Source organism: Pseudoalteromonas sp. PSi26 (assembly GCF_054960575.1).
The window spans coordinates 415,878-436,502 of the sequence record NZ_JBHNYT010000001.1 but is presented as its reverse complement, the minus strand read 5'-3'; the positions used below and the strand labels follow the sequence as shown (position 1 = coordinate 436,502).

Below are 20,625 nucleotides of genomic sequence, written 5' to 3'. Positions count from 1 at the left end.
TTAGGATTTAATAAAAATAGCCAAGAGCCCATATCGAACTCAGTAGTGGCCGCTCTCGTACATCCTGTATTTCACGGCATTCGTATTCCTATACATCAAACAAAACAGCGCGAAGGCGAGCCCCGCGGAAGGCCGTCCCGACGCAAAGATAGTATCCCATTTGCTATGTGACTCTCCACCGCTGTGGGCACCACGACATTACCAGGCTTCAAATTGTAGAAAGCCCGACTAGTAATAGTCGGGCTTTTTTACGTCTATAAAAAAGTAATATTCAGCACTTTCTTCTCTAAAGCGAAGCGCCTCTTTGTGAACATTATTCTAGCTATCCAATACATTGAGCGATGAGAGTTCAGCATTGCACTGTGGCTCTCCACCGCGGTGGGCTCCACAACATTCTACTGCGTAGCGAACCGACTTCAAGTAAGAGAAACCCGTTACAGCAAAGTGTCGGTTTTTTGCTAACATGGGTTTAATAAACAGATAGAAGGCGAGCCCCGACTAGAAATAGTCGTTTTTTACGTTTGCAGAAAAGTAGTTTGCGGACAAGTCATACACACTCATTCAATACCTATTGCGTAGGTCGGGCAACCGAAGCGATTCCGACGCACAGACAATGTCGCATTTGTTATTACTTTTGTTTTTGTAACCTAGAATAGCAATGCAAAAAGCAATATCTTACCCAGTATGACAGTCGTCTTTTTCCAATTTTGCTAAGTCGATTAATTTGTAAACTTCGGGCTGTGTCTAATTACCTTTTTTGTGGGTAAGGTTTAACCTATACACATCATCATACCCCAGTAACAAATATAATTTTGCTTTGTTACTGGCTTTGATTTAGGATCAAATCAGTTTAAATCAAGAACTAACATACAGTGTATAGATTATTAATAAGCATAATATCCATTTTAATTTGTTTTTCTGTTTCAGCAGTTGAAGTCACTGATCTATATCAAGATATTTTAAAAGTTGATGATAAATCAAGAGATAGTAGATTAGCGGCAAGCCGTAAAGCTTTACTTAATGTTTTGGTAAAAGTAAGTGGTGATGAAACGGCGGATCAAAATCGATTAGCTCAACAACGAACTAAAGATATCTCTGATTACATTCTTAAATTTGAATACGATGAGCGTACTGAAGGTCAATTAAAATTAATTGTTAAATTTGAAGCACGAAAAATTAATGCGCTTATAAAAGAATTAAGTCTACCTCTATGGGGTTCACAACGTCCGTTAGTCGCTATTTGGCTAGGTATTGAAGATAACTGGCGAAGAGAGCTAGTAACACAAGAGAGCTATCCACAGCTTGAACAATTAATTTATGATAATGCTCGAAGACGTGGCTTACCTGTTGTTGTGCCATTACTGGATTTACAAGATAGGCGTTTAGTAGGAATACCGGAGGTGTGGGGCAATTTTTCAGGCCCTATAGAAGAGGCTTCTCAGCGGTATAGTGCTGAAAGAAGTATTACAGCCAAAATGTACAAAGACAATAACAGTAATAACTGGGTTTTAGATTGGCGATTCACAAATGATGATTTGTTCGATCAAAATCGTTTAGTTGGTGATAAACAACAAATTGTTAGTCAAATGATAGATACACTAGCTAAAGGGCTAGCAAGTGAATACGCAATTGATCCCAATGCATACTACGAGCAAGCTTCAGCTATTTTAACTTTAAAAGGGGCCGAAAGTTTTGTAGATGTTGAACTAGCTAAGAGACGTTTACAGAGTTTAAGTGTTGTTACACAGGTTACGATTGCTCGAAAAACGACTGAGTTTGTTGAATACAAATTGAGTCATACAGGCGATGTTACAGATTTAAAAAAAGCGCTAGGTCTTGATTCTGCTTTTAAAGATTACGTTGATCCACGCGCTTTTTATCATGTTGTTGACAAAAACAGCCTCGAATATCAATGGATAAAACCATAGTGCTAAGTCATGAACCAATGCAAATGGCGTTGCCTGTTACTTTGCCAGATGACGAGACGTTTGCATCGTACTTTGGTGGTGAGGACTCATTAGAAGTTAATCATCTAAAAGCGAGCTTTTCTGACTTGGCAAATTCATTTCAGTATACTTACTTGTGTGGATTGGGTGATTCGGGTAAGTCTCACTTGTTATATGCTACGTGCATAAAAGCGCAAGAACGTGGCCTTTCTAACATGTTACTTTCTATGCGAGAGATTATCAATTTTAGCCCTATGGTGCTCGATGGACTGGAAGCGCTTGATGTATTGTGTATAGACGATGTCCATTTAGTGGCAGGCAACGATGCCTGGGAAAAGGCCCTGTTTAATTTTTTTAATCGCTTTAACGAACCCGGTAAAATGCTAGTTGTAACAGCAGACCTGTTACCAAATATGTTAAATATCTCACTTCCTGATTTAGAATCTCGTTTGACTTGGGGAACCACCTTTCAAATACGTTCAATGAGTGATGATGATAAAGCGCAGGCGCTTGTTAAGCGGGCACACATGCGTGGGCTTGAGTTAAGCGATGAATGTGCACGCTTTTTACTAACGCGTCTAAGTCGAGATATGCGTGCTTTACTCGATGTATTAGACAAATTAGATCATGCATCTATGGCCGCACAGCGAAAATTAACAATTCCCTTTATAAAATCAACGTTAAAGCTCTAGTAGGTCTAGAATCTAGACCCCGCTTTCAGTTATCATTAGTTAATTAAATTGTAATCACCTTCTGTGAAAGATCAGGTATCGAATGAACTTAGAAAATATATTAGCGCAAGCACTTGAGGCGGTAGCCAGTGCCAGTGAAATCGCGCAACTAGAAGAGATCAGGGTTAACTACCTTGGTAAAAAAGGCGAAATCACTAGCTTACTTAAAACACTGGGTAAAATTGCTCCTGAAGAACGCAAAGAAGCAGGCCAGGTAATTAATCAGGCTAAGCAAGATGTGCAAGCTGCAATTAACGATAAGCGTGAGCTTTTAGCAAGCAAGGCACTAGAAGAAAAGCTAGCCGCTGAAACAATTGACGTTACTTTACCTGGGCGTGTGATGCCTACAGGTGGATTACACCCAGTAACACGTACAATTGAGCGTATTGAAAGCTTTTTTGGCGAGTTAGGTTTCGAGGTTAAATCAGGTCCTGAGATTGAAGATGATTTTCATAACTTTGATGCTTTAAATATCCCTGAACATCACCCTGCGCGTGCTGATCACGATACCTTTTATTTCAATCCTAAATTAGTATTGCGTACACAAACAAGTGGCGTGCAAATTCGTACTATGGAAACGGAACAGCCACCGCTACGAATTATCTCACCTGGGCGTGTGTATCGTAACGATTACGATCAGACACATACACCTATGTTCCATCAGGTAGAAGGGTTAATGGTTGATACCGATGTAAGCTTTACTGAGCTTAAAGGTATATTACATGACTTTTTGCGTAACTTTTTTGAAGAAGATATGGAAATTCGTTTCCGTCCTTCATTTTTCCCATTTACAGAACCTTCAGCAGAAGTAGATGTGATGGGCAAAGACGGCAAATGGTTAGAGGTACTGGGCTGTGGCATGGTACATCCAAACGTTCTTAAGTCTGTAGGTATTGATCCGGAAAAATACACTGGTTTTGCATTTGGCATGGGTGTAGAGCGCCTAACAATGTTGCGTTACGGCGTAAACGATTTACGTGCATTTTTCGAAAATGACTTAAAATTCCTAAACCAGTTCCGTTAAGAGTGAAGCAATAAAATGAAATTTAGTGAAAAGTGGTTAAGAGAGTGGGTTAATCCTGCTATTGATACGCAAGCTCTTTCGGAACAGCTTTCTATGGCTGGCCTTGAAGTTGACGGCGTTGAGCCTGCTGCAGCCAAATTTAATGGTGTCTTAGTAGGCGAAGTTGTTGAATGTGGTCAACATCCTGATGCAGATAAACTTCGCGTTACTAAAATTAACGTAGGTGGCGATGAGCTGCTTGATATCGTGTGTGGTGCGCCAAACTGTCGTGAAGGAATTAAAGTCGCGGTTGCAACCGTTGGTGCAGTATTACCTGGTGATTTCAAAATTAAAAAAGCAAAACTTCGCGGTCAGCCTTCACACGGTATGTTATGTGCATTTGATGAGCTAGGCATTAGCGAAGAAGGTGAGGGCATCATGGAGTTACCGAGTGATGCACCCATTGGCGCGGATTTACGTGACTATTTAAGCCTTGACGACAACATTATTGATGTTGATTTGACACCAAACCGTGGTGACTGCCTTGGTATTAAAGGTCTTGCTCGTGAAGTGGGCGTTTTAAACAGCATTGATGTAAACGTTTTAAAAATCCCCGCTGTTGCTCCAACAATTGACGACAAAGTATCAATTGAGCTAGTGAACGAAGATGCATGTCCTCGTTACTTAGGTCGTGTAATAAAAGGTATAAATCTTGATGCAGAAACACCGTTATGGATGGTTGAAAAATTACGTCGAAGTGGCGTACGTTCAATCGACCCTGTTGTTGATGTAACTAACTATGTATTACTAGAACTTGGCCACCCTATGCATGCATTTGATTTAAGTGCAATTGAAGGTGGCATTAAAGTACGTAGTGCAAATGCAGATGAAGAACTAGTACTGCTTGATGGTAATACAGCTAAATTAAACGAGTCTACACTCGTTATAGCAGATAATGACAAAGCACTTGCCATTGCAGGTATTTTTGGTGGTGAGCAATCAGGTGTTACTGAAAAAACAACAGACATACTGCTTGAAAGTGCGTTCTTTAATCCGGTAGCAATTGCTGGTCAAGCACGTAGTTACGGCCTACATACTGATGCATCACATCGTTACGAACGAGGTGTAGATTTTGCTCTACAACACGATGCAATGCAGCGTGCCACAGCGCTACTTCTTGAAATTGTGGGTGGTCAAGCAGGCCCTGTAGTTGAAGCCGTGGCGGCTGATAAGTTACCTAAGGTGACTGAAGTTCGATTGCGTCGTTCGCGTTTAGACCGCGTAATAGGTCATCACATTGATGATGCTAAAGTAACTGATATTCTGACTCGCTTAGGCCTTGATGTTAAAGTAGAAAATGACAGCTGGAGTGCGGACGTACCTAGTTACCGTTTTGATATTCGCATTGAAGAAGATTTGATAGAAGAAGTTGCACGCGTTTACGGTTACAACAGTATTCCAAATGTAGCTCCAACTGCAAAACTTAAGATGACGACTCATAACGAAGCGAGCATTGCATTAAGCAAATTCCGCAATACGTTAGTAACACGTGGTTACCAAGAAGCGATTACATACAGCTTTGTTGATCCTAAGGCACAAGCTATTTTGCATCCTCAAAGTGATGCACTCGTTTTACCGCATCCTATTTCAATTGAAATGTCAGCTATGCGTGTTAGCTTAATGCCGGGTCTATTAGCATCTGTTGCATACAACCAAAATCGTCAACAACCACGTATTCGTTTATTTGAGCATGGTCTTAAATTTATAAGCGATGAAAATGCAGAAAATGGTGTCTACCAAGTACCCGTTATCGGTGGTGCTATCACTGGTTTAGCGCATGGCGAACATTGGGTTGAAGAAAAACGAAACGTTGATTTTTATGATTTAAAAGGTGATGTTGAGGCATTACTTAGAATCACTAACGATGTAAGTCGCTTTGAAATTAAAGCCGAGCAGTCAGATGGACTTCATCCGGGCCAGTCAGCTGTTATTTATGTTGATGGTAAAAAGGTTGGTTTTTTTGGTGCATTACATCCTCAAGCGCAAAAGTCGTTAGATATCAATAACGCAACTTTTGTATTTGAAATTGAAATGTCAGCAATTGAAAAAAGAAATTTACCACAAGCAGAAAGCGTGTCTAAATTTCCTTCAAACCGTCGCGACATCGCGATTTTAGTGGCCGACAGCGTTAAATCTGGTGATATTTTAAACGCTATAGAAAAAGTTGGCGGAAATCAATTGGTTGACCTAAACTTATTCGATGTGTATAAGGGCAAAGGTATTGAGCCAAATTATAAGAGTTTGGCGATTGCTCTAACACTGCAAGCGGTTGATAGAACACTCGAAGAGAAAGATATCAATCTAGTAGTTGATAACGTGGTGGCCGAATTGGCCGAAAAGTTTAATGCATCGTTGAGGGACTAGATATGGCGCTTACTAAAGCCGACATAGCTGAACACCTATTTGAAAAGCTCGGGATCAATAAAAAAGATGCCAAAGATTTAGTTGAAGCGTTTTTTGAAGAAATCCGCTCAGCGCTAGAAAAAGGAGAGCAGGTTAAGCTTTCTGGATTTGGTAACTTTGATCTTCGAGACAAAAAAGAAAGACCAGGGCGTAATCCGAAAACAGGCGAAGACATTCCTATTTCGGCGCGTCGTGTTGTCACCTTTAGACCGGGTCAAAAACTAAAGACTCGTGTTGAAGTGGGTACCAGCAAAGCAAAATAAAAAAAGGCAGCGAAAGCTGCCTTTTTATTTATTCCCCGCTTAACTCTGCTTAAGCGGGAATTATTATTATCTAAAATTCTCTAGGTGATACAAATTCACCTTCTAATACTTGTTGATAGGTTTGCTCGGCAAGTGAATCAAGGCCAGATAAGTTTTTACCAGTACTTAAGAGTTCCTGTTCTATTTCAAATAAATCTATATTTTCGATACCCGACATTTGTGCAACTTTTGAAAAAATATAGGCATGTTTAAATTTATTATGCTTATAAAAAAGGCTAATTAGTGATGTGTACACCTCAGGATTAGGTATGCTCCCTTTTTGATTTAACTCTAGCGTTTTATAGAGTAAATCAATCGTTTTTTCGTCATCAAACTTAATGTAATACGACGCTAAAAAAAACTGCATTTCAGCACTTTGTGTAACACTCGGATCGTCTTCGATAGCCAATAGCTTACTTAATGCACCTTTATTATTGTTTCTGGACCAATGGTAATAAAGTAAACCAGGGTGATTTGTATCAATGGTGTCTTGGTATAGGCGCGTCATTTCTTTAATGCTAGTAAGTTGCCCATCTATGCGAGACGTCTTCTTAGCTTTTAGCTTTATGTGCTCAATTTTAGCCGCCAGTGTTATACATTGGTTGTATGTTTCAAATTCTTTTAATAATTGATATTTATTTTCATCCGTTGGCTCTTTGTATTCACTGTAACGCTTTAAGATAACTTCAGCACGCTCGTCTTTACAATGACTGTCTTTGTTTAAATCAGAACAAAAACCGGGTGTTTCTTTACAAACTTGTGCTAGCGTCACAGGATCTTCACAACCCGCTAATGTTAGTAATCCAAGTAGTAAACTTGCTCTTTTTAGCATTCCTTAACCCCAAATAAATATTTACGCAGCCATTCTAGCGCAATCATTTAACGCCTAACAGTAGAGAATAACTTCAGATTAAATTAGAATAGCCGTGTCTGAAGTGCATTACTCTCAAAATATAGTGCAGTTTTAAAGACTATCCGTTCAAAATGATAAACTTAGGTAAATAAAATGACCTCATCTCACGAGTTAGAATACACAAATAGTTGGCAAGAGCGCCAAGATTACGCTGAAAGTATGCAACCTATCATTGGTAAACTTTACCGTAATCGTGGTATTGAAATTGCCGTATATGGCCGTCCTCTCGTAAATGCCAGCACTATTGAAATTATTAAATCTCACAAAACTGTTGCACAATTTGAAGGCACAAAATTACGTTTACGTGAAAGCTTCCCGTTTTTAGAAGCAATCAGCAAAATGGAATTAAACTCTGCTCGTATTGATATTGGTAAGCTAGCATACAGCTACTTATACAGCGATGTTGCTAATGGCCGCTCAGTTGAAGAGTTCGTTAAAGATGAATTAGCAGAAATAGCCAATTCAACGATAAAAGAACCTCGCGATGTAGTTCTTTATGGCTTTGGTCGTATTGGTCGTTTGCTCGCTCGCTTATTAATTGAAAAATCGGGTCCTTACGCTGATTTACGTCTACGTGCAATCGTTGTGCGTGGTGGTAAAGAGGGTGACCTTGAAAAGCGCGCTAGTTTATTGCGTCGCGATTCAATTCATGGTCCATTTAATGGTTCAATAACCATTGATAAAGAGCGCAACGCGATTAAAGCGAATGGCAGTTACATTCAGGTTATTTATGCAAATTCGCCTAGTGAAATAGATTACACCCAATACGGTATCGATAATGCGTTAATTGTTGATAACACAGGTATTTGGAAAGATGAAGCAGGCCTTGGTCAGCATTTAGAGTGTAAAGGTGCAGCTAAAGTATTATTAACGGCACCGGCTAAAGGCAATATTAAAAACATCGTATATGGTGTAAATAACCAAGATATTTTATCTGAAGATAAAATTGTCTGTGCAGCAAGCTGTACAACAAATGCAATTACACCAACATTAAAAGCGTTAAACGATAAGTTTGGTATTAACAATGGTCACGTTGAAACCGTTCACTCATACACAAACGATCAAAACCTAATCGACAACTATCACAAAGCCGAACGTCGTGGTCGTGCCGCAGCGCTTAACATGGTAATAACTGAAACAGGCGCAGCTAAAGCTGTATCTAAAGCATTACCAGAGCTTGAAGGTAAGTTAACAGGTAACGCTATTCGCGTTCCTACGCCTAACGTATCACTTGCTATTTTAAACTTAAACTTAGCAACAAATACATCAGTTGAAGAACTAAATGCATTTTTACGCGATACAGCGCTGCACTCAGATTTACGTGACCAAATTGATTACACTGCATCAACAGAAATAGTGTCTACCGATTTAGTAGGTAGCCGTTATGCAGGTGTAGTTGACTCGCAAGCGACAATTGTTGACGATAATCGTATTGTATTATACGTATGGTACGACAATGAATTTGGCTATAGCTGTCAGGTAGTTCGTTGTATGCGAGATATGGCTGAAGTGTCATTCCCAAGCCTACCACGCTAATGTATATGTAGTATTCAAAAGCCAGCGTTTAGCTGGCTTTTTTAATGTGCAATCATTTTTAAAGTGTATGCCTTGTGCTACGCTTTGCTTATTACAATACAGTGCGTGTTACAATCATAAAATACACTGTATTTACTGCGAGTAGTGTTATTCGTGGTGTTAGTTCTGCTAGTTAAAATGCAGATGGGCTTATTCAAATTAAAGGTTTTTTCATGAAAATCAGTAGTAATTTCGACAGTGGTAATATCAAGGTAATTGATGCAACCGATCCGCTTAATATTCAATTAGAGATTAATAACGACCACAACTCTGAATTTTATCAGTGGTTTCACTTTCGATTAGAAACAACGCCTTACCAATTACATAAGCTTAATATTAATCAGCTTGAAAAATCAGCATACCCAGATGGGTGGGAAGGCTATCAAGCAGTCGCATCTTACGATCGTCAAACATGGTTTCGTGTTCCATCAAACTATGAAAATGGCACGCTAAGTTTTGAAATAGAGCCAGAGTGCGGCAGTGTTTATTTTGCTTACTTCGCACCATATAGCTATGACCGCCATTTAGATTTATTGTCGTGGGCGCAAACGCAAGGTGCTTGCCAACTTCAAACATTGGGTGAAACACTTGATGGGCGCGATATGAGCGTATTAAAAATAGGCGAGCCAAGCGAAGATAAAAAAGTAATTTGGGTAACAGCACGCCAGCATCCAGGTGAAACTATGGCAGAGTGGTTTGTAGAGGGATTACTTCATAAGTTACTTGATGATGAAGACCCACATGCTGCCGCATTGTTATCAAAGGCTGTGTTTTACATCGTGCCAAATATGAACCCAGATGGCAGTGTACGTGGTCATTTACGTACTAATGCTAAAGGTGTTAACTTAAATCGCGAATGGCAAACACCTAGTATGGAAAATAGCCCTGAAGTGTATTTAGTCCTAAATAAAATGCGCGAAACAGGCTTAGATATGCACCTTGATATTCACGGTGATGAAGCTATTCCTTATAACTTTGTTGCTGGCAGCGAAGGTATTCCAAGTTACGATGAGCGACTTAAAAATTTAGAAGACAGCTTTAAAGCGGCATTATTAACAATAACACCGGAGTTTCAAGACGAACACGGTTACCCGAAAGATGAGCCAGGTCAAGCTCTATTAACCGTTGCATCGTCGGCAACGGCTGAAGAGTTTAAAGCGCTTACATACACAATTGAAATGCCATTTAAAGACAATAACGATTTACCAGATCCTGATTACGGCTGGTCAGATCGTCGTTCGTACCAGTTTGGTCAAGACACGTTAGCAGCCATTGTTAATGTGGTTGATACGCTAAGATAGAGTACTGAAAAAAGGCATCAATTATTGATGCCTTTTTATACACAAATTTAAAATTAATTAGTAAATAAAATCGTTTTATAAACCCCTTCAATCAGCAGTCTATTTAAATTACTTTCTATAAACCTCTATCATATTCATATAAATCAATTACTGGTTAAATAACCCTCAAATAATACGTCAAAGCGCACGTTTTATCTGTAAATATGAAAATTAAGTGTTAACAAAGTTAGCTCACTTAAGTTAATATAAATAACAATCGAATTAAAGGTAGGCATATTTAAGCCCGATTTTTAATCGTTTTGTGTCGCGCATTCTGAGTAGCTAAAACAGAGTCTCGTAATTCATAATAAAAAATATAACTATAGAGGATATCCATGGAAGCTTTTGTAAGCGCTGTTAATGATGTTGTTTGGAGTAATGCCCTTATTTACTTATGCCTTGGCGCGGGCTTGTTTTATTCTGTATTAACTCGATTTGCCCAAGTCAGACATTTTAAAGAAATGTGTAAATTACTTTTTAGTCCTAACACGTCTGAAAAAGGTATTTCTTCTTTTCAAGCACTTGCAGTGTCTCTATCGGGGCGAGTCGGTGTTGGTAACATTGCAGGTGTTGCTGCTGCTATCGGTTTTGGTGGCCCAGGGGCTATTTTCTGGATGTGGGTTGTTGCATTTTTAGGTGCAAGTACAGCCTTCGCTGAATCAACTCTTGGTCAAATTTATAAAGAAGAAGAAAACGGTCAATATCGTGGTGGTCCAGCGTATTATTTTGACCGTTGTTTAAAGCAAAAATGGTTAGCTATCTTGTTTGCTATTTCAGCGGTTGTTGCGTGTGGTGTTTTCCTACCCGGTGTACAAGCAAATGCGGTAGGTAACGCATTTACTCAAGTATTTGGCGACGGTACTATGGTGTCGACCAGCTTTGGCGATGTAGGCAGCTTTAAGCTAGTTGCGCTGGCTATTATTCTTATTGTTTTAGCCTTTATAATTTTTGGTGGTATAAAACGTATTGCCAACTTTACTCAAATTGTTGTGCCATTTATGGCTTTGGGCTACATCGTGCTTGCTTTAATCGTTGTGTTTTTACATATCGATAGAGTGCCTGATATTTTTGCTATGATAATAAGCGACGCCTTTACAGCTCAAGCCGGATTTGGAGCTGCAATTGGCTGGGGTGTAAAACGCGGAATATATTCAAATGAGGCGGGTCAAGGTACAGGTCCTCATGCAGCGTCTGCGGCAGAAGTAGACCACCCAGCGCAACAAGGTTTAGTTCAGGCTTTTTCAGTGTACGTAGATACCATCTTCGTATGTACTGCAACCGCACTAATGATTTTGTTAACACAACAATACAACATTGTTGGCGAGCTACCAGCTGGTCAATTTATTGTACAAAATGTTGATGCAGCAACTGAAGTTGGCTCTGCAGCATTTACGCAAATGGCTTTGTTTAGTGTATTTGGCGGTTTTGGTGAGGCATTTGTAGGTATTGCGTTATTCTTCTTTGCGTTCACTACTATTTTAGCTTATTACTTCATTGCAGAAACAAACATTGCTTACTTAAATCGTTACTTTAAAGGAAGTATTCCACTGGTTATTGTGAAGTTTGTGATCATGTTTATGGTGGCTTACGGAATGGTTAATAGCTCTGGGTATATTTGGAGCATTGGTGACATAGGTGTAGGCTTAATGGCGTGGATCAACATCTTAGGCATTTTAGCTATTTTCTTTGTCGCAAAACCGGCACTGTTATGTTTAAGCGATTACGAAGAGCAAAAGAAAAAAGGCGGTAAAATTACCTTTGACCCAATTAAGTTAGGTATAAAAAACGCTACTTTCTGGGAAAAACGCCTTGAAAAACAATCTAAAAATCCTGAGTAATTTAATACACAGTGTACTTGCAAGTTTGATTGGATAAATGGGTTTAAAACAATAAAAAGAAAGTTACATTATCTGTTATTGCTTTAAATTCAAAAAAGACAACAACAAATAAAACAAGTACAATAAAGGCGCCGCAAGGCGCTTTTTTTATGCGTAGTATGGAGAGATGTATGGCGATTATTCGTTGCCCAAAATGTGCAAAATCAATTTCAGATAAATACAAGCAATGTCCGCATTGCGAAAGTAACATTTCAGAACTAAATGACGAGCAGGTTCAACAACTTCAGCGCGAACAGCAAATTAAAAAAAAGCAGATGTTTATAAATCACTCTTTCCTAGCACTTATTTTATTTTTGGGTGGTTTTTTCTGTTTATATTTTTTACAACCGCAAAAAGAAACCCTTGAGTGGTATGCTTACACCATCGCCATTGGCGTAGGGTGCATTTGGTATCTTATTAACCGTATTATTTTAGTGACTCTTAAAAAGAAAAGATGACATGAATATCGATAAACTCGTAGAAAATATTACTCCAGAATTATTTGAACGCCTGCAATATGGTGCATCCACTGGCAAATGGCCAGATGGCACTGTGTTATCAGATGAGCAAAAGCAACAAACAGTGCAGTTGGTTATGTTGTATCAAGCAAAGGTGGCTCAATCGAACGAGCAATTTACGATTGGTGCTAATGGTGAAATGATCCAAAAGACAAAAGCGCAACTACAAAAAGAATTCAAATCAGACAACGAAATAGCTAGGTTTAGTGAACATGATCTTTAAGCACCTTTTTACGCCAAAATGGAAACACCCTAAGCAACAGGTACGTCTTGATGCAATTGAAAAGCTAGATACGCAGCGAGATGCAAGTATTTTAAATATACTTGCATTAGAAGACAGCTCTGCAGAAATACGCCGAAAAGCGCTTCAAAAGGTAAATGATTTACCACTGTGGTGGAAAGCCTATAAGCAAGACCAAGCGTTGAAGGATATAGCCGAGCAGCAAATATCTAACGCGGTTTTAAACAGTGAAAGCACACTAACACCGCAAATTAAAAGTGAATATATAGAACGCTTTGCACCTGTAAAAACATTAGAAAAACTAGCGTTTGCAGAGAAAGAACTAAAAGTTCGCGTTAAATTACTTAAGCGTTTAGCAAACCCAAAATTAGTAGAAAAAGCTTTTAAAGAAGGCAGTGAAGAACTACAAAAGCAGCTAGTGGAGTTAGTTATTAACCACCAGCTTACCAAACCACTTGCTAAACATGCTAAAGGGGAAGCGAAAAGCACCCTTGATACGCATATTGAAAATGAGCGTCTGGCCAAAGAAATGCCACAAGAAGTTGAAAATTTAACGCGCGTTATTCTAGCAAAACTTAATGCGTTACGTGAAAAAACAGACTTTGCGTTGGTAAACCCACAAGCTGCTGAATTAATTGCTCAATGGCAAGCATTAGAGCTTAAATGGCTATCAGCAGAGCGTATAAAATCGCTAGATGAAAAGTACATAGCTATTACCAGCAAACTTGATACTCATATAGCGCAACTTAAAGCTGAGCACGATAAAGAACAGCAACGTTTAGCATTAAAACAGCGTCAATTATTGGCATTAGCAACGCTTGAAGCATTAAGTGATGAAATTGAAAATGCGCTTCAATTAGGTTTAGAAACCCCAGAGCAAATTCAACAAGATTGGCTTGACGCTAAAGTAGCCCAAGCAAAACAAGCGATCACAGAGACTGAGCTTGAAAATAACGCACAGTCTAAAGCGGTAATCACAAGGCTTGAGACTTTATTTTCACAAGTGGCTAAATTACCCGAACTAACAACGGTAAATGCTCAATATAAAGAGGCATTGAACGCCTTACAAAAAATTGAACCAGCGCAAAGCATTGAGCAATATGACGATATTCTGTCAGCGTTTAATCAAGCGTTTAAAGAAGCGCGTGGGCATATAGCTATGCTAGATAGCGCACTGCAAGGCAAGTTTAAAACTGAGTTAAACGCGCATAAAAAGCAGTTTTTAGTACCAATGAATGAGTTAGTTAAACCGCTTGAAAAAAATCAAAGCCAAGCCAAGCGAAAAGCTCGTGATGTTAAGCGCTTAATTGAAGAAGGCCGCTTCAATGTGGCATTTGGTGTATTTAAAGGTTTTGAAGAGCTATTTAATACATTAACAGCACGCTACCAGCAACCGCTTGAAAATATTAAAGCAGAGCTTGAGCAGCAGCTTGCTGACGCAAAAGATTGGCAAAAATACGCCGCTGCACCAAAGCGTGTTGCGTTACTTGAAGAAGTAGCCACGTTAACTGAGCAAGAATGTACCGACCCGCAACAACGTGCAGAACAAGTAAAAATGTTTCGTACACGTTGGAATGAGCTTGGCCGTTTAGATACAGATGAAGAAAAACAACAAGGTGTTCAGTTTGACGAACATATTGAATTGTTGTTTGCACCTTGTCGTAGTTACTTTGCCGAGCAAGAAAAAAATCGCGATGCAGCGAAATTGCAACGTGAAAGCATCATTACCGATATGCACGCGCTTAGCACAGAGCCTACTCAAGAAGAAGGCTTTGATTGGAAACAGTTTGAAAGCCAATACAATAAGCTAAATAAAGCATGGCGCAGTGTAGGAAAAGTTGACCCTAAAACATATCGAGTATTAAATGATCGCTATAAAAATGAGCAACAACAAGTGCTTGGTTTATTAAATGCGTTTCATAAAGGTAATGCTGCGCTTAAAAATGATTTAGTAGAACAAGCACAGCAGTTATCACAAAGTGACGACTTAGCAAGTGCTTGCCAGACGTTAAAGCAAATGCAGCAGCAATGGCAAACAATTGGCTTTGCGGGCTTGAAAGCCGAAAATGCGTTGTGGCAAAAGTTTCGTCAATATAACGATGAAGCATTTAGTAAGCGCAGCACTGAATTTGATCAACAAAAGCTTGAACAGAATGAGTCAGACAAGCAAGCCGCTGCAGAGCTTGCTGAATTAGAAGCGGTACTAGAGGCGGTTGAACAACGTGCGCAACTTCATGACCTAGAAACGAAGGTAAAGGGTTATGCCCAATTCAGAACGCTTGCGCCAAAAGTGACTACTTTGCTTAAAGCCATAGACGAAAAAGTGTCATTTCTTATCACTAAATCAGAGCAGGCTAACTTAGATGCTTTACTTAACGCGCTTCAAAATAATGAAGAAATACCTGCTCAGTATCAAGCACCGCTAAAAACAACGCTTAACGAAGAGCAACTTGTAACGCGTATGGAAATTTTAGCAAATGTGAGTTCGCCAAATGCATCACTTAGAATGGCAGAGCAAGTTGCTATGCTTGATGATAAACACCGTGGTGATCATGCTGATTTAAATTATTATTTAAAACAGTTGCTCGCGCTCAGTAACGGTTCAGTTGAACCTGACACACTAGCTCGATTAAAGACGACACTTGCAGCTTAATCATTAACATTACTTTAAATGTTGATTAAAACTTTAAAAGGCCGCTTAAAAAGCGGCTTTTTGTATCAACCAAACAAAGGATTTACCATGAGATTTTTATTACTTATTACTACGCTTTTTTTAACTGCCTGTAATAGCACGCAAGGTGTATCGGTATATTCATTTACAAATGCTGAAGTAGAAAGCGTATTAGCTAAGGAGTTGCCAAAGTTAAGCGAAAAAGTAAAGCTAATGGGATTACCTGTTCAGCTTAACGTTAATGATTTAAGTGTTGATATAGGGCCAGATAATCGTGATGTTGTTTTACTTGGCGCTGACTCTAGCGCAGAGATCAACGCTTTTGCACTTAAGTACCCAATTCGTTTAAAGCTTCAAATAGAGGGCAGCCCATTCTACGATAGCGAGAAAAAAGCAGTGTTTTTGCGTAATATTAAACTACTGGGCTCAAGCGTTGATGCTGGTGGCTTTAGAGGCAACATTGGCGCGCTTGACGATCAAGCAATGGGTGTAATCAATACCTTTTTGGCTAACAACCCTGTATATACGTTAAACATGAACGATCCTAAAATGATGCTATTGAGCAAATTACCACTCGATATGAAAGTATCGCAAGGTGCAATTAAACTGGTTCCTAGATTATAAATAACCAGGCTAATCAGATCGGCCTGCCTTAATTAATCGTATTAAATAACCTAACTATAAGCTAATTAGGTTCATTATATTATGGCAGCACCGCGTAACGTGCCCACATCGCGACTTTCTCGTTTTGCAAAATTAGGCTCATTAGCAACAGGCGTTGCGGGTAATATGCTGGTTGATGGCGCTAAAAGTGCACTAACAGGTAAGGGGTGGGATAACAAACGCTTACTTCTGCAGCCTAAAAATATTGAAAAACTTGCTGTGCAGCTCTCCCACTTACGCGGCGCAGCAATGAAATTAGGCCAGCTTCTATCTATGGATGCTGGTGATTTGCTCAGTCCTGAGCTTGCCCAATTACTCGCCTTGTTGCGCTCTGACGCAAATCCAATGCCGCATAAGCAGCTGGTTGAAGTTTTAAAAGAACAATGGGGAGACGACTGGCTTTCTCGTTTTTCTCATATTGAACTCAGACCTTTTGCAGCGGCTTCTATTGGGCAAGTGCATTTAGCGTATCAAGAAAATGGCGATAAGCTCGCAGTTAAAGTTCAGTATCCGGGTATTGCAAAGAGTGTTGAGAGCGACGTAGACAACGTGATTACGCTGTTAACCCTATCTCGCCTATTACCTAAAGACCTCGATATTAAACCCCTTGTAAATGAGGCTAAGGCACAATTACTTGCAGAAGCAGATTATCTGCGAGAAGCAGATTATTTAATACGTTACAAAAATTCACTCAACGGCAATACTTATTTTAAGGTGCCTAATGTTTACACTTCGCACAGTACGCAGCAAGTGCTTACAATGGAATATGTGAATGCTGAACCCATAGAGAGCATCACAGAGCTGCCACAAAGCCAGCGAAGTTTTGTTGCTGAGCAGCTTATTAATTTATTTTTTAAAGAAATGTTTGAATTTAAACTCATTCAAACGGATCCTAACTTTGCTAATTTTCATTATCAAACAGAGACACAAAAAATCGTTTTATTTGATTTTGGTGCAACGCGAGAAATATCGACTGAGTTGAGTTCAGCGTATTTGGCACTATTTAAAGCAGGTAGCGATAATAGCCGAGAGGGCGTATTAAAAGCAGCATTGCAAATTGGTTATTTTAAAGATGACATTATGGATAACTATAAAAATAACGTAATTGACTTGTTCTTAATGGCGTGCGAACCGCTCAGGCATGATGGTGAATTTGATTTTAAACATAGTGAGTTAGCACTTAAAATTAAGAATGCTGGGCTTGCACTTAGTGCCCAATCACAGCAGTGGCACACTCCACCAGTCGATGCGTTGTTTATACACCGAAAACTAGCCGGTTTGTATTTAATAGCTGCTCGTTTGGAGGCAAAAATTGATGTGCGTGCACTTTTTAGTCATTTCGCATAAATGCTGAGCTAATATCGATATAAAGTTACTGGTGCAGTAATGTGTTAAAATTGTCATAATACTCGTGATATTTCGCGAGGCGTAGTTATGATAAAACAATTTTTAAACGATCCAGAGTTATTACTTAATGCCGTGGGTGAGGGAATTTACGGATTCGACTTGTCTGGAAACGCTGTATTTGTGAACCCAGCAGCAGAGCGCATGACAGGGTGGAAGGCTGAGGAGCTACTAGGAAAAAAAATACACCAATATCATCACCATACTCGTGCCGATGGCACGCCTTACCCTGCAGATGAGTGTCAAATTTACTGTACCATGTTTGATGGTAAACGCCGTGAAGTAAACAATGAAGTGTTTTGGCGCAAAGACGGTAGCTCGTTTGCTGTTGAATACACATCCACTCCAGTGTATCGAGAAAATCAACTTATTGGTGCCGTTGCTATATTTCGTGATATATCGCAGCAGCAAGAAACCCAAAATGATTTACAAAACGCACTTAAAAAAATAAAGCAGCTGAGTGAGCAGTTAAAAGACGAGAATAGCTATTTAATAGCAGAGTTAAATCAGGACTGGCAAGATTCTGGACTTGTAGGGCAAAGTCACGTGTTTCAAAATATGCTGGAGCAAATAAAACTAGTCAGTGAAACCGACACTACCGTGCTTATTCTGGGAGAAAATGGCACAGGTAAAGAGCTAGTAGCCCGTAACTTATACAGACTAAGCACCCGTAGCAAACACCCTTTTATTAAAGTAAATTGCGCTGCTTTTACACCAAGTTTATTGGAATCTGAGTTGTTTGGGCATGAGAAAGGCGCTTTTACTGGGGCTAACGAACGTCGTAAAGGCCGATTTGAACTGGCCGATAAAGGCACACTTTTTTTAGATGAAATAGCCGAATTACCTCTAGAATCACAAAGTAAGCTACTCAGAGTACTGCAAGAGCAAGAGTTTGAACGAGTAGGCGGTAGTCAAACCTTAAACGTTAACATTCGAGTTATAGCGGCTACAAACCGAGATTTGTGGCAAATGGTGCAAAAGGGCAGTTTTAGAATAGATTTATATTATCGGCTTAATGTATTTCCTATTAAAGTCCCCGCTCTTAGAGAGCGAAAAGAAGATATTCCTTACTTATGCAGCAACTTAATACAGCAATTAAATAAACGCTTAGGGAAACAGTTAAAAGGGTTAAGTAAAAAAGCCGTTACTAAGCTTCAAGCCTACGATTGGCCTGGTAACATAAGAGAGCTGCAAAATGTATTAGAGCGAGAAGCAATCTTATCTAAACAACCTGTACTACAGCTTAATCAACCACTCAATGGTGACACTACGCAAAATGTTGACGAGTCTCTTACTCTCGATGAGGCGCAAAGGCTGCATATAAGCCGTGTTTTAACACTGTGTAATGGGCAAATTTCGGGGAATAAAGGTGCTGCAATAAAATTAGGGTTACCTGAAAGTACACTTCGCTCAAAAATGAGAAAGCTAGGAATTAATAAATAATCGCGATATATAACGGTTTTCGTTATATATCACGATTATAAAAAGCGTGTGAATTATAAAGTTATTTAATATCAATAGATTAAATGAAGTTTCAGTTTGGTCTGAAAGTTGCAAATACTTAAACAACATCCGTCATAATTAAGTAAGTAACATGAAGTTTGATATTAAAGAGCAAGACATGATCATTAAGCCCTATAACTCAGGGCCAATTTATATTCGCGAGCAAAAAGGCTTTTTTCAACGTATACGCCGTAATTTAGGCTGGTTGCTAATGTTAACGTTTATCGCCATTCCATGGATTCAATATAACGGTCAGCAGGCTGTACTGTTAGATGTCGCAACACAAACCTTTACTATTTTTGGATTAACACTTCTTCCTCAAGACTTTATGATTTTAGCCATGCTTTTTATGGTGGGAGCCTTTGCGTTATTTTTTGTTACTAATTGGCTTGGCCGAGTTTGGTGCGGTTACACGTGCCCGCAAACAATATGGATGTTGATGTTTACATGGGTTGAGCAACGAATAGAAGGTACACGCAATCAGCGCATTAAATTAGATAAGTCAAAATGGACATTTAGCACGTGGCGTAAAAAAATAGCTAAACACAGCGCGTGGATAGTGATTTCTGTTTTAACAGCGACCTCATTTATGGCGTATTTTATTCCGGCTAAAAATTTATACCTAGGCATGCTTACGTTTGATTGGTCTGGCATTACCACATTTTGGGTACTTTTTTTTGCTGGGTGTACGTACGGTAATGCTGGTTTTTTAAGAGAAAAAATGTGCACCATTGCATGCCCGTATTCTCGTTTTCAGTCAGTGATGTTTGATAAAGATACCTTAGTTGTTACTTATGATGCTGAACGAGGAGAAAACCGTGGACCACGAAAGCGTAAAGCTGATCCAAAGTCATTAAACTTAGGTGATTGCGTAGATTGTAATTTATGTGTGGAAGTATGCCCTGCGGGTATTGATATAAGAAATGGCTTGCAATATGAGTGCATAAACTGTGGTTTATGTATAGATGCCTGCGATGACACAATGAATAAGTTTGGCTACGACAAAGGCTTAATTAAATACGCGAGTGAAAAACAAATGGAAGGTAAAAAAACTAACCCATTTAGATTAAAGCTTGTTGGCTATGGCACGTTAACTGCCTTACTTATCCTATCGATGTTTGCATGGATGATGCAGCGTACACCCATAGAGGCCTCAGTGCTTCGTGATAGAAACGCACTCTACAGAGTAAATTACGAGGGCTTAGTTGAAAACCCATACACACTAACCATTATTAACAAAACACAGCAATCAATGCACTACACCATCGCTATTGAAGGATTACCTGGGGCAACGCTTAAAAGTCCAAAGGCAACACTCGTACAACCTGGTTTAATGAAAAAAATACCGGTTACGGTTACCGCTGATGGTTACGATATTAAACAAAAAGTAAGCAAATTAAAGTTTGTAGTTACTGCACAGGAAGATGCGAGTATTACCATCACCAAAGACAGTCAGTTTTATAAAAACTAAGTAA

The 20,625-nt window shown here is 39.3% G+C and carries 16 protein-coding genes; 15 read left to right on the top strand and 1 reads right to left on the bottom strand.

Annotated elements, in window-relative coordinates; all coding sequences use genetic code 11:
• The first annotated feature begins 872 nt into the window (after positions 1 to 872).
• The 5 genes from ACFI34_RS02010 to ihfA all read left to right on the top strand — a co-directional run bounded on the left by ACFI34_RS02010 (position 873) and on the right by ihfA (position 6,406).
• Positions 873 to 1,928 carry a DUF2066 domain-containing protein gene (locus ACFI34_RS02010; RefSeq protein ID WP_462672197.1) on the top strand — a complete coding sequence of 352 codons (1,056 nt, stop codon included), beginning with the start codon at positions 873 to 875 and terminating at the stop codon, positions 1,926 to 1,928.
• On the top strand, positions 1,928 to 2,638 hold the full coding sequence (gene hda / locus ACFI34_RS02005; RefSeq protein ID WP_462672201.1) for a DnaA inactivator Hda: 711 nt from the start codon (positions 1,928 to 1,930) through the stop codon (positions 2,636 to 2,638). Before ACFI34_RS02010 ends, hda begins: the two co-directional genes overlap by 1 nt.
• Positions 2,639 to 2,720: 82 nt before the next feature.
• Positions 2,721 to 3,701, top strand: a complete 981-nt coding sequence (pheS, locus tag ACFI34_RS02000) for a phenylalanine--tRNA ligase subunit alpha (RefSeq protein WP_006794499.1) — start codon at positions 2,721 to 2,723, stop codon at positions 3,699 to 3,701.
• Between the two features lie 15 nt (positions 3,702 to 3,716).
• The gene (gene pheT / locus ACFI34_RS01995) at positions 3,717 to 6,104 is read left to right on the top strand and encodes a phenylalanine--tRNA ligase subunit beta (RefSeq protein ID WP_462672196.1); all 2,388 of its coding nucleotides are present in this window, start codon (positions 3,717 to 3,719) and stop codon (positions 6,102 to 6,104) included.
• 2 nt (positions 6,105 to 6,106) lie between these two features.
• Positions 6,107 to 6,406: an integration host factor subunit alpha gene (gene ihfA / locus ACFI34_RS01990; protein ID WP_002960690.1), complete on the top strand. Its 300-nt coding sequence runs from the start codon at positions 6,107 to 6,109 to the stop codon at positions 6,404 to 6,406.
• A gap of 70 nt (positions 6,407 to 6,476) precedes the next feature.
• On the opposite strand, the gene ACFI34_RS01985 is transcribed toward ihfA, so the two are convergent.
• Positions 6,477 to 7,277: a DUF2989 domain-containing protein gene (locus tag ACFI34_RS01985; protein WP_462672195.1), complete on the bottom strand. Its 801-nt coding sequence runs from the start codon at positions 7,275 to 7,277 to the stop codon at positions 6,477 to 6,479.
• A gap of 174 nt (positions 7,278 to 7,451) precedes the next feature.
• Between ACFI34_RS01985 and ACFI34_RS01980 the strand changes: the two genes are divergently transcribed.
• The 10 genes from ACFI34_RS01980 (at position 7,452) to ccoG (ending at position 20,621) form a co-directional block, all read left to right on the top strand.
• Positions 7,452 to 8,894 (top strand): glyceraldehyde-3-phosphate dehydrogenase, encoded by a 1,443-nt coding sequence (locus tag ACFI34_RS01980; RefSeq protein WP_462672194.1) that lies wholly within the window; start codon positions 7,452 to 7,454, stop codon positions 8,892 to 8,894.
• A gap of 212 nt (positions 8,895 to 9,106) precedes the next feature.
• A complete protein-coding gene (locus ACFI34_RS01975; protein WP_058429128.1) occupies positions 9,107 to 10,234 on the top strand; it encodes a M14 family metallopeptidase in 1,128 nt (375 codons plus the stop codon).
• Between the two features lie 374 nt (positions 10,235 to 10,608).
• The gene (locus ACFI34_RS01970) at positions 10,609 to 12,111 is read left to right on the top strand and encodes an alanine/glycine:cation symporter family protein (RefSeq protein WP_305401824.1); all 1,503 of its coding nucleotides are present in this window, start codon (positions 10,609 to 10,611) and stop codon (positions 12,109 to 12,111) included.
• Between the two features lie 170 nt (positions 12,112 to 12,281).
• Positions 12,282 to 12,608, top strand: coding sequence for a hypothetical protein (locus ACFI34_RS01965; protein WP_008132029.1), 327 nt, complete (start codon positions 12,282 to 12,284; stop codon positions 12,606 to 12,608).
• Position 12,609: 1 nt separating this feature from the next.
• Positions 12,610 to 12,891: a YeaC family protein gene (locus tag ACFI34_RS01960; protein WP_006794492.1), complete on the top strand. Its 282-nt coding sequence runs from the start codon at positions 12,610 to 12,612 to the stop codon at positions 12,889 to 12,891.
• Positions 12,881 to 15,562, top strand: coding sequence for a DUF349 domain-containing protein (locus ACFI34_RS01955; protein ID WP_462672193.1), 2,682 nt, complete (start codon positions 12,881 to 12,883; stop codon positions 15,560 to 15,562). The genes ACFI34_RS01960 and ACFI34_RS01955 overlap by 11 nt, the downstream gene beginning before the upstream one ends.
• Before the next feature lie 87 nt (positions 15,563 to 15,649).
• On the top strand, positions 15,650 to 16,204 hold the full coding sequence (locus ACFI34_RS01950; RefSeq protein WP_033025795.1) for a DUF1439 domain-containing protein: 555 nt from the start codon (positions 15,650 to 15,652) through the stop codon (positions 16,202 to 16,204).
• An 81-nt stretch (positions 16,205 to 16,285) separates the two neighbouring features.
• Positions 16,286 to 17,590, top strand: a complete 1,305-nt coding sequence (locus ACFI34_RS01945; protein WP_462672192.1) for an ABC1 kinase family protein — start codon at positions 16,286 to 16,288, stop codon at positions 17,588 to 17,590.
• 87 nt (positions 17,591 to 17,677) lie between these two features.
• Complete coding sequence (locus ACFI34_RS01940) at positions 17,678 to 19,090, top strand: sigma-54 interaction domain-containing protein (RefSeq protein WP_462672191.1); 1,413 nt, start codon at positions 17,678 to 17,680, stop codon at positions 19,088 to 19,090.
• A 151-nt stretch (positions 19,091 to 19,241) separates the two neighbouring features.
• Positions 19,242 to 20,621 (top strand): cytochrome c oxidase accessory protein CcoG, encoded by a 1,380-nt coding sequence (gene ccoG / locus ACFI34_RS01935; RefSeq protein WP_462672190.1) that lies wholly within the window; start codon positions 19,242 to 19,244, stop codon positions 20,619 to 20,621.
• Positions 20,622 to 20,625 lie beyond the last annotated feature (4 nt).

Bases quoted from the DNA above. Each gene is read 5' to 3' on its own strand.
- pheS (WP_006794499.1), top strand. From the start codon at position 2,721: ATGAACTTAGAAAATATATTAGCGCAAGCACTTGAGGCGGTAGCCAGT.
- ACFI34_RS01940 (WP_462672191.1), top strand. From the start codon at position 17,678: ATGATAAAACAATTTTTAAACGATCCAGAGTTATTACTTAATGCCGTG.
- ACFI34_RS01950 (WP_033025795.1), top strand. From the start codon at position 15,650: ATGAGATTTTTATTACTTATTACTACGCTTTTTTTAACTGCCTGTAAT.
- ACFI34_RS01955 (WP_462672193.1), top strand. From the start codon at position 12,881: ATGATCTTTAAGCACCTTTTTACGCCAAAATGGAAACACCCTAAGCAA.
- ACFI34_RS01985 (WP_462672195.1), bottom strand. From the start codon at position 7,277: ATGCTAAAAAGAGCAAGTTTACTACTTGGATTACTAACATTAGCGGGT.
- ihfA (WP_002960690.1), top strand. From the start codon at position 6,107: ATGGCGCTTACTAAAGCCGACATAGCTGAACACCTATTTGAAAAGCTC.
- ACFI34_RS01960 (WP_006794492.1), top strand. From the start codon at position 12,610: ATGAATATCGATAAACTCGTAGAAAATATTACTCCAGAATTATTTGAA.
- ACFI34_RS01970 (WP_305401824.1), top strand. From the start codon at position 10,609: ATGGAAGCTTTTGTAAGCGCTGTTAATGATGTTGTTTGGAGTAATGCC.
- ACFI34_RS01980 (WP_462672194.1), top strand. From the start codon at position 7,452: ATGACCTCATCTCACGAGTTAGAATACACAAATAGTTGGCAAGAGCGC.
- ACFI34_RS01965 (WP_008132029.1), top strand. From the start codon at position 12,282: ATGGCGATTATTCGTTGCCCAAAATGTGCAAAATCAATTTCAGATAAA.
- ccoG (WP_462672190.1), top strand. From the start codon at position 19,242: ATGAAGTTTGATATTAAAGAGCAAGACATGATCATTAAGCCCTATAAC.
- pheT (WP_462672196.1), top strand. From the start codon at position 3,717: ATGAAATTTAGTGAAAAGTGGTTAAGAGAGTGGGTTAATCCTGCTATT.
- ACFI34_RS01945 (WP_462672192.1), top strand. From the start codon at position 16,286: ATGGCAGCACCGCGTAACGTGCCCACATCGCGACTTTCTCGTTTTGCA.
- ACFI34_RS01975 (WP_058429128.1), top strand. From the start codon at position 9,107: ATGAAAATCAGTAGTAATTTCGACAGTGGTAATATCAAGGTAATTGAT.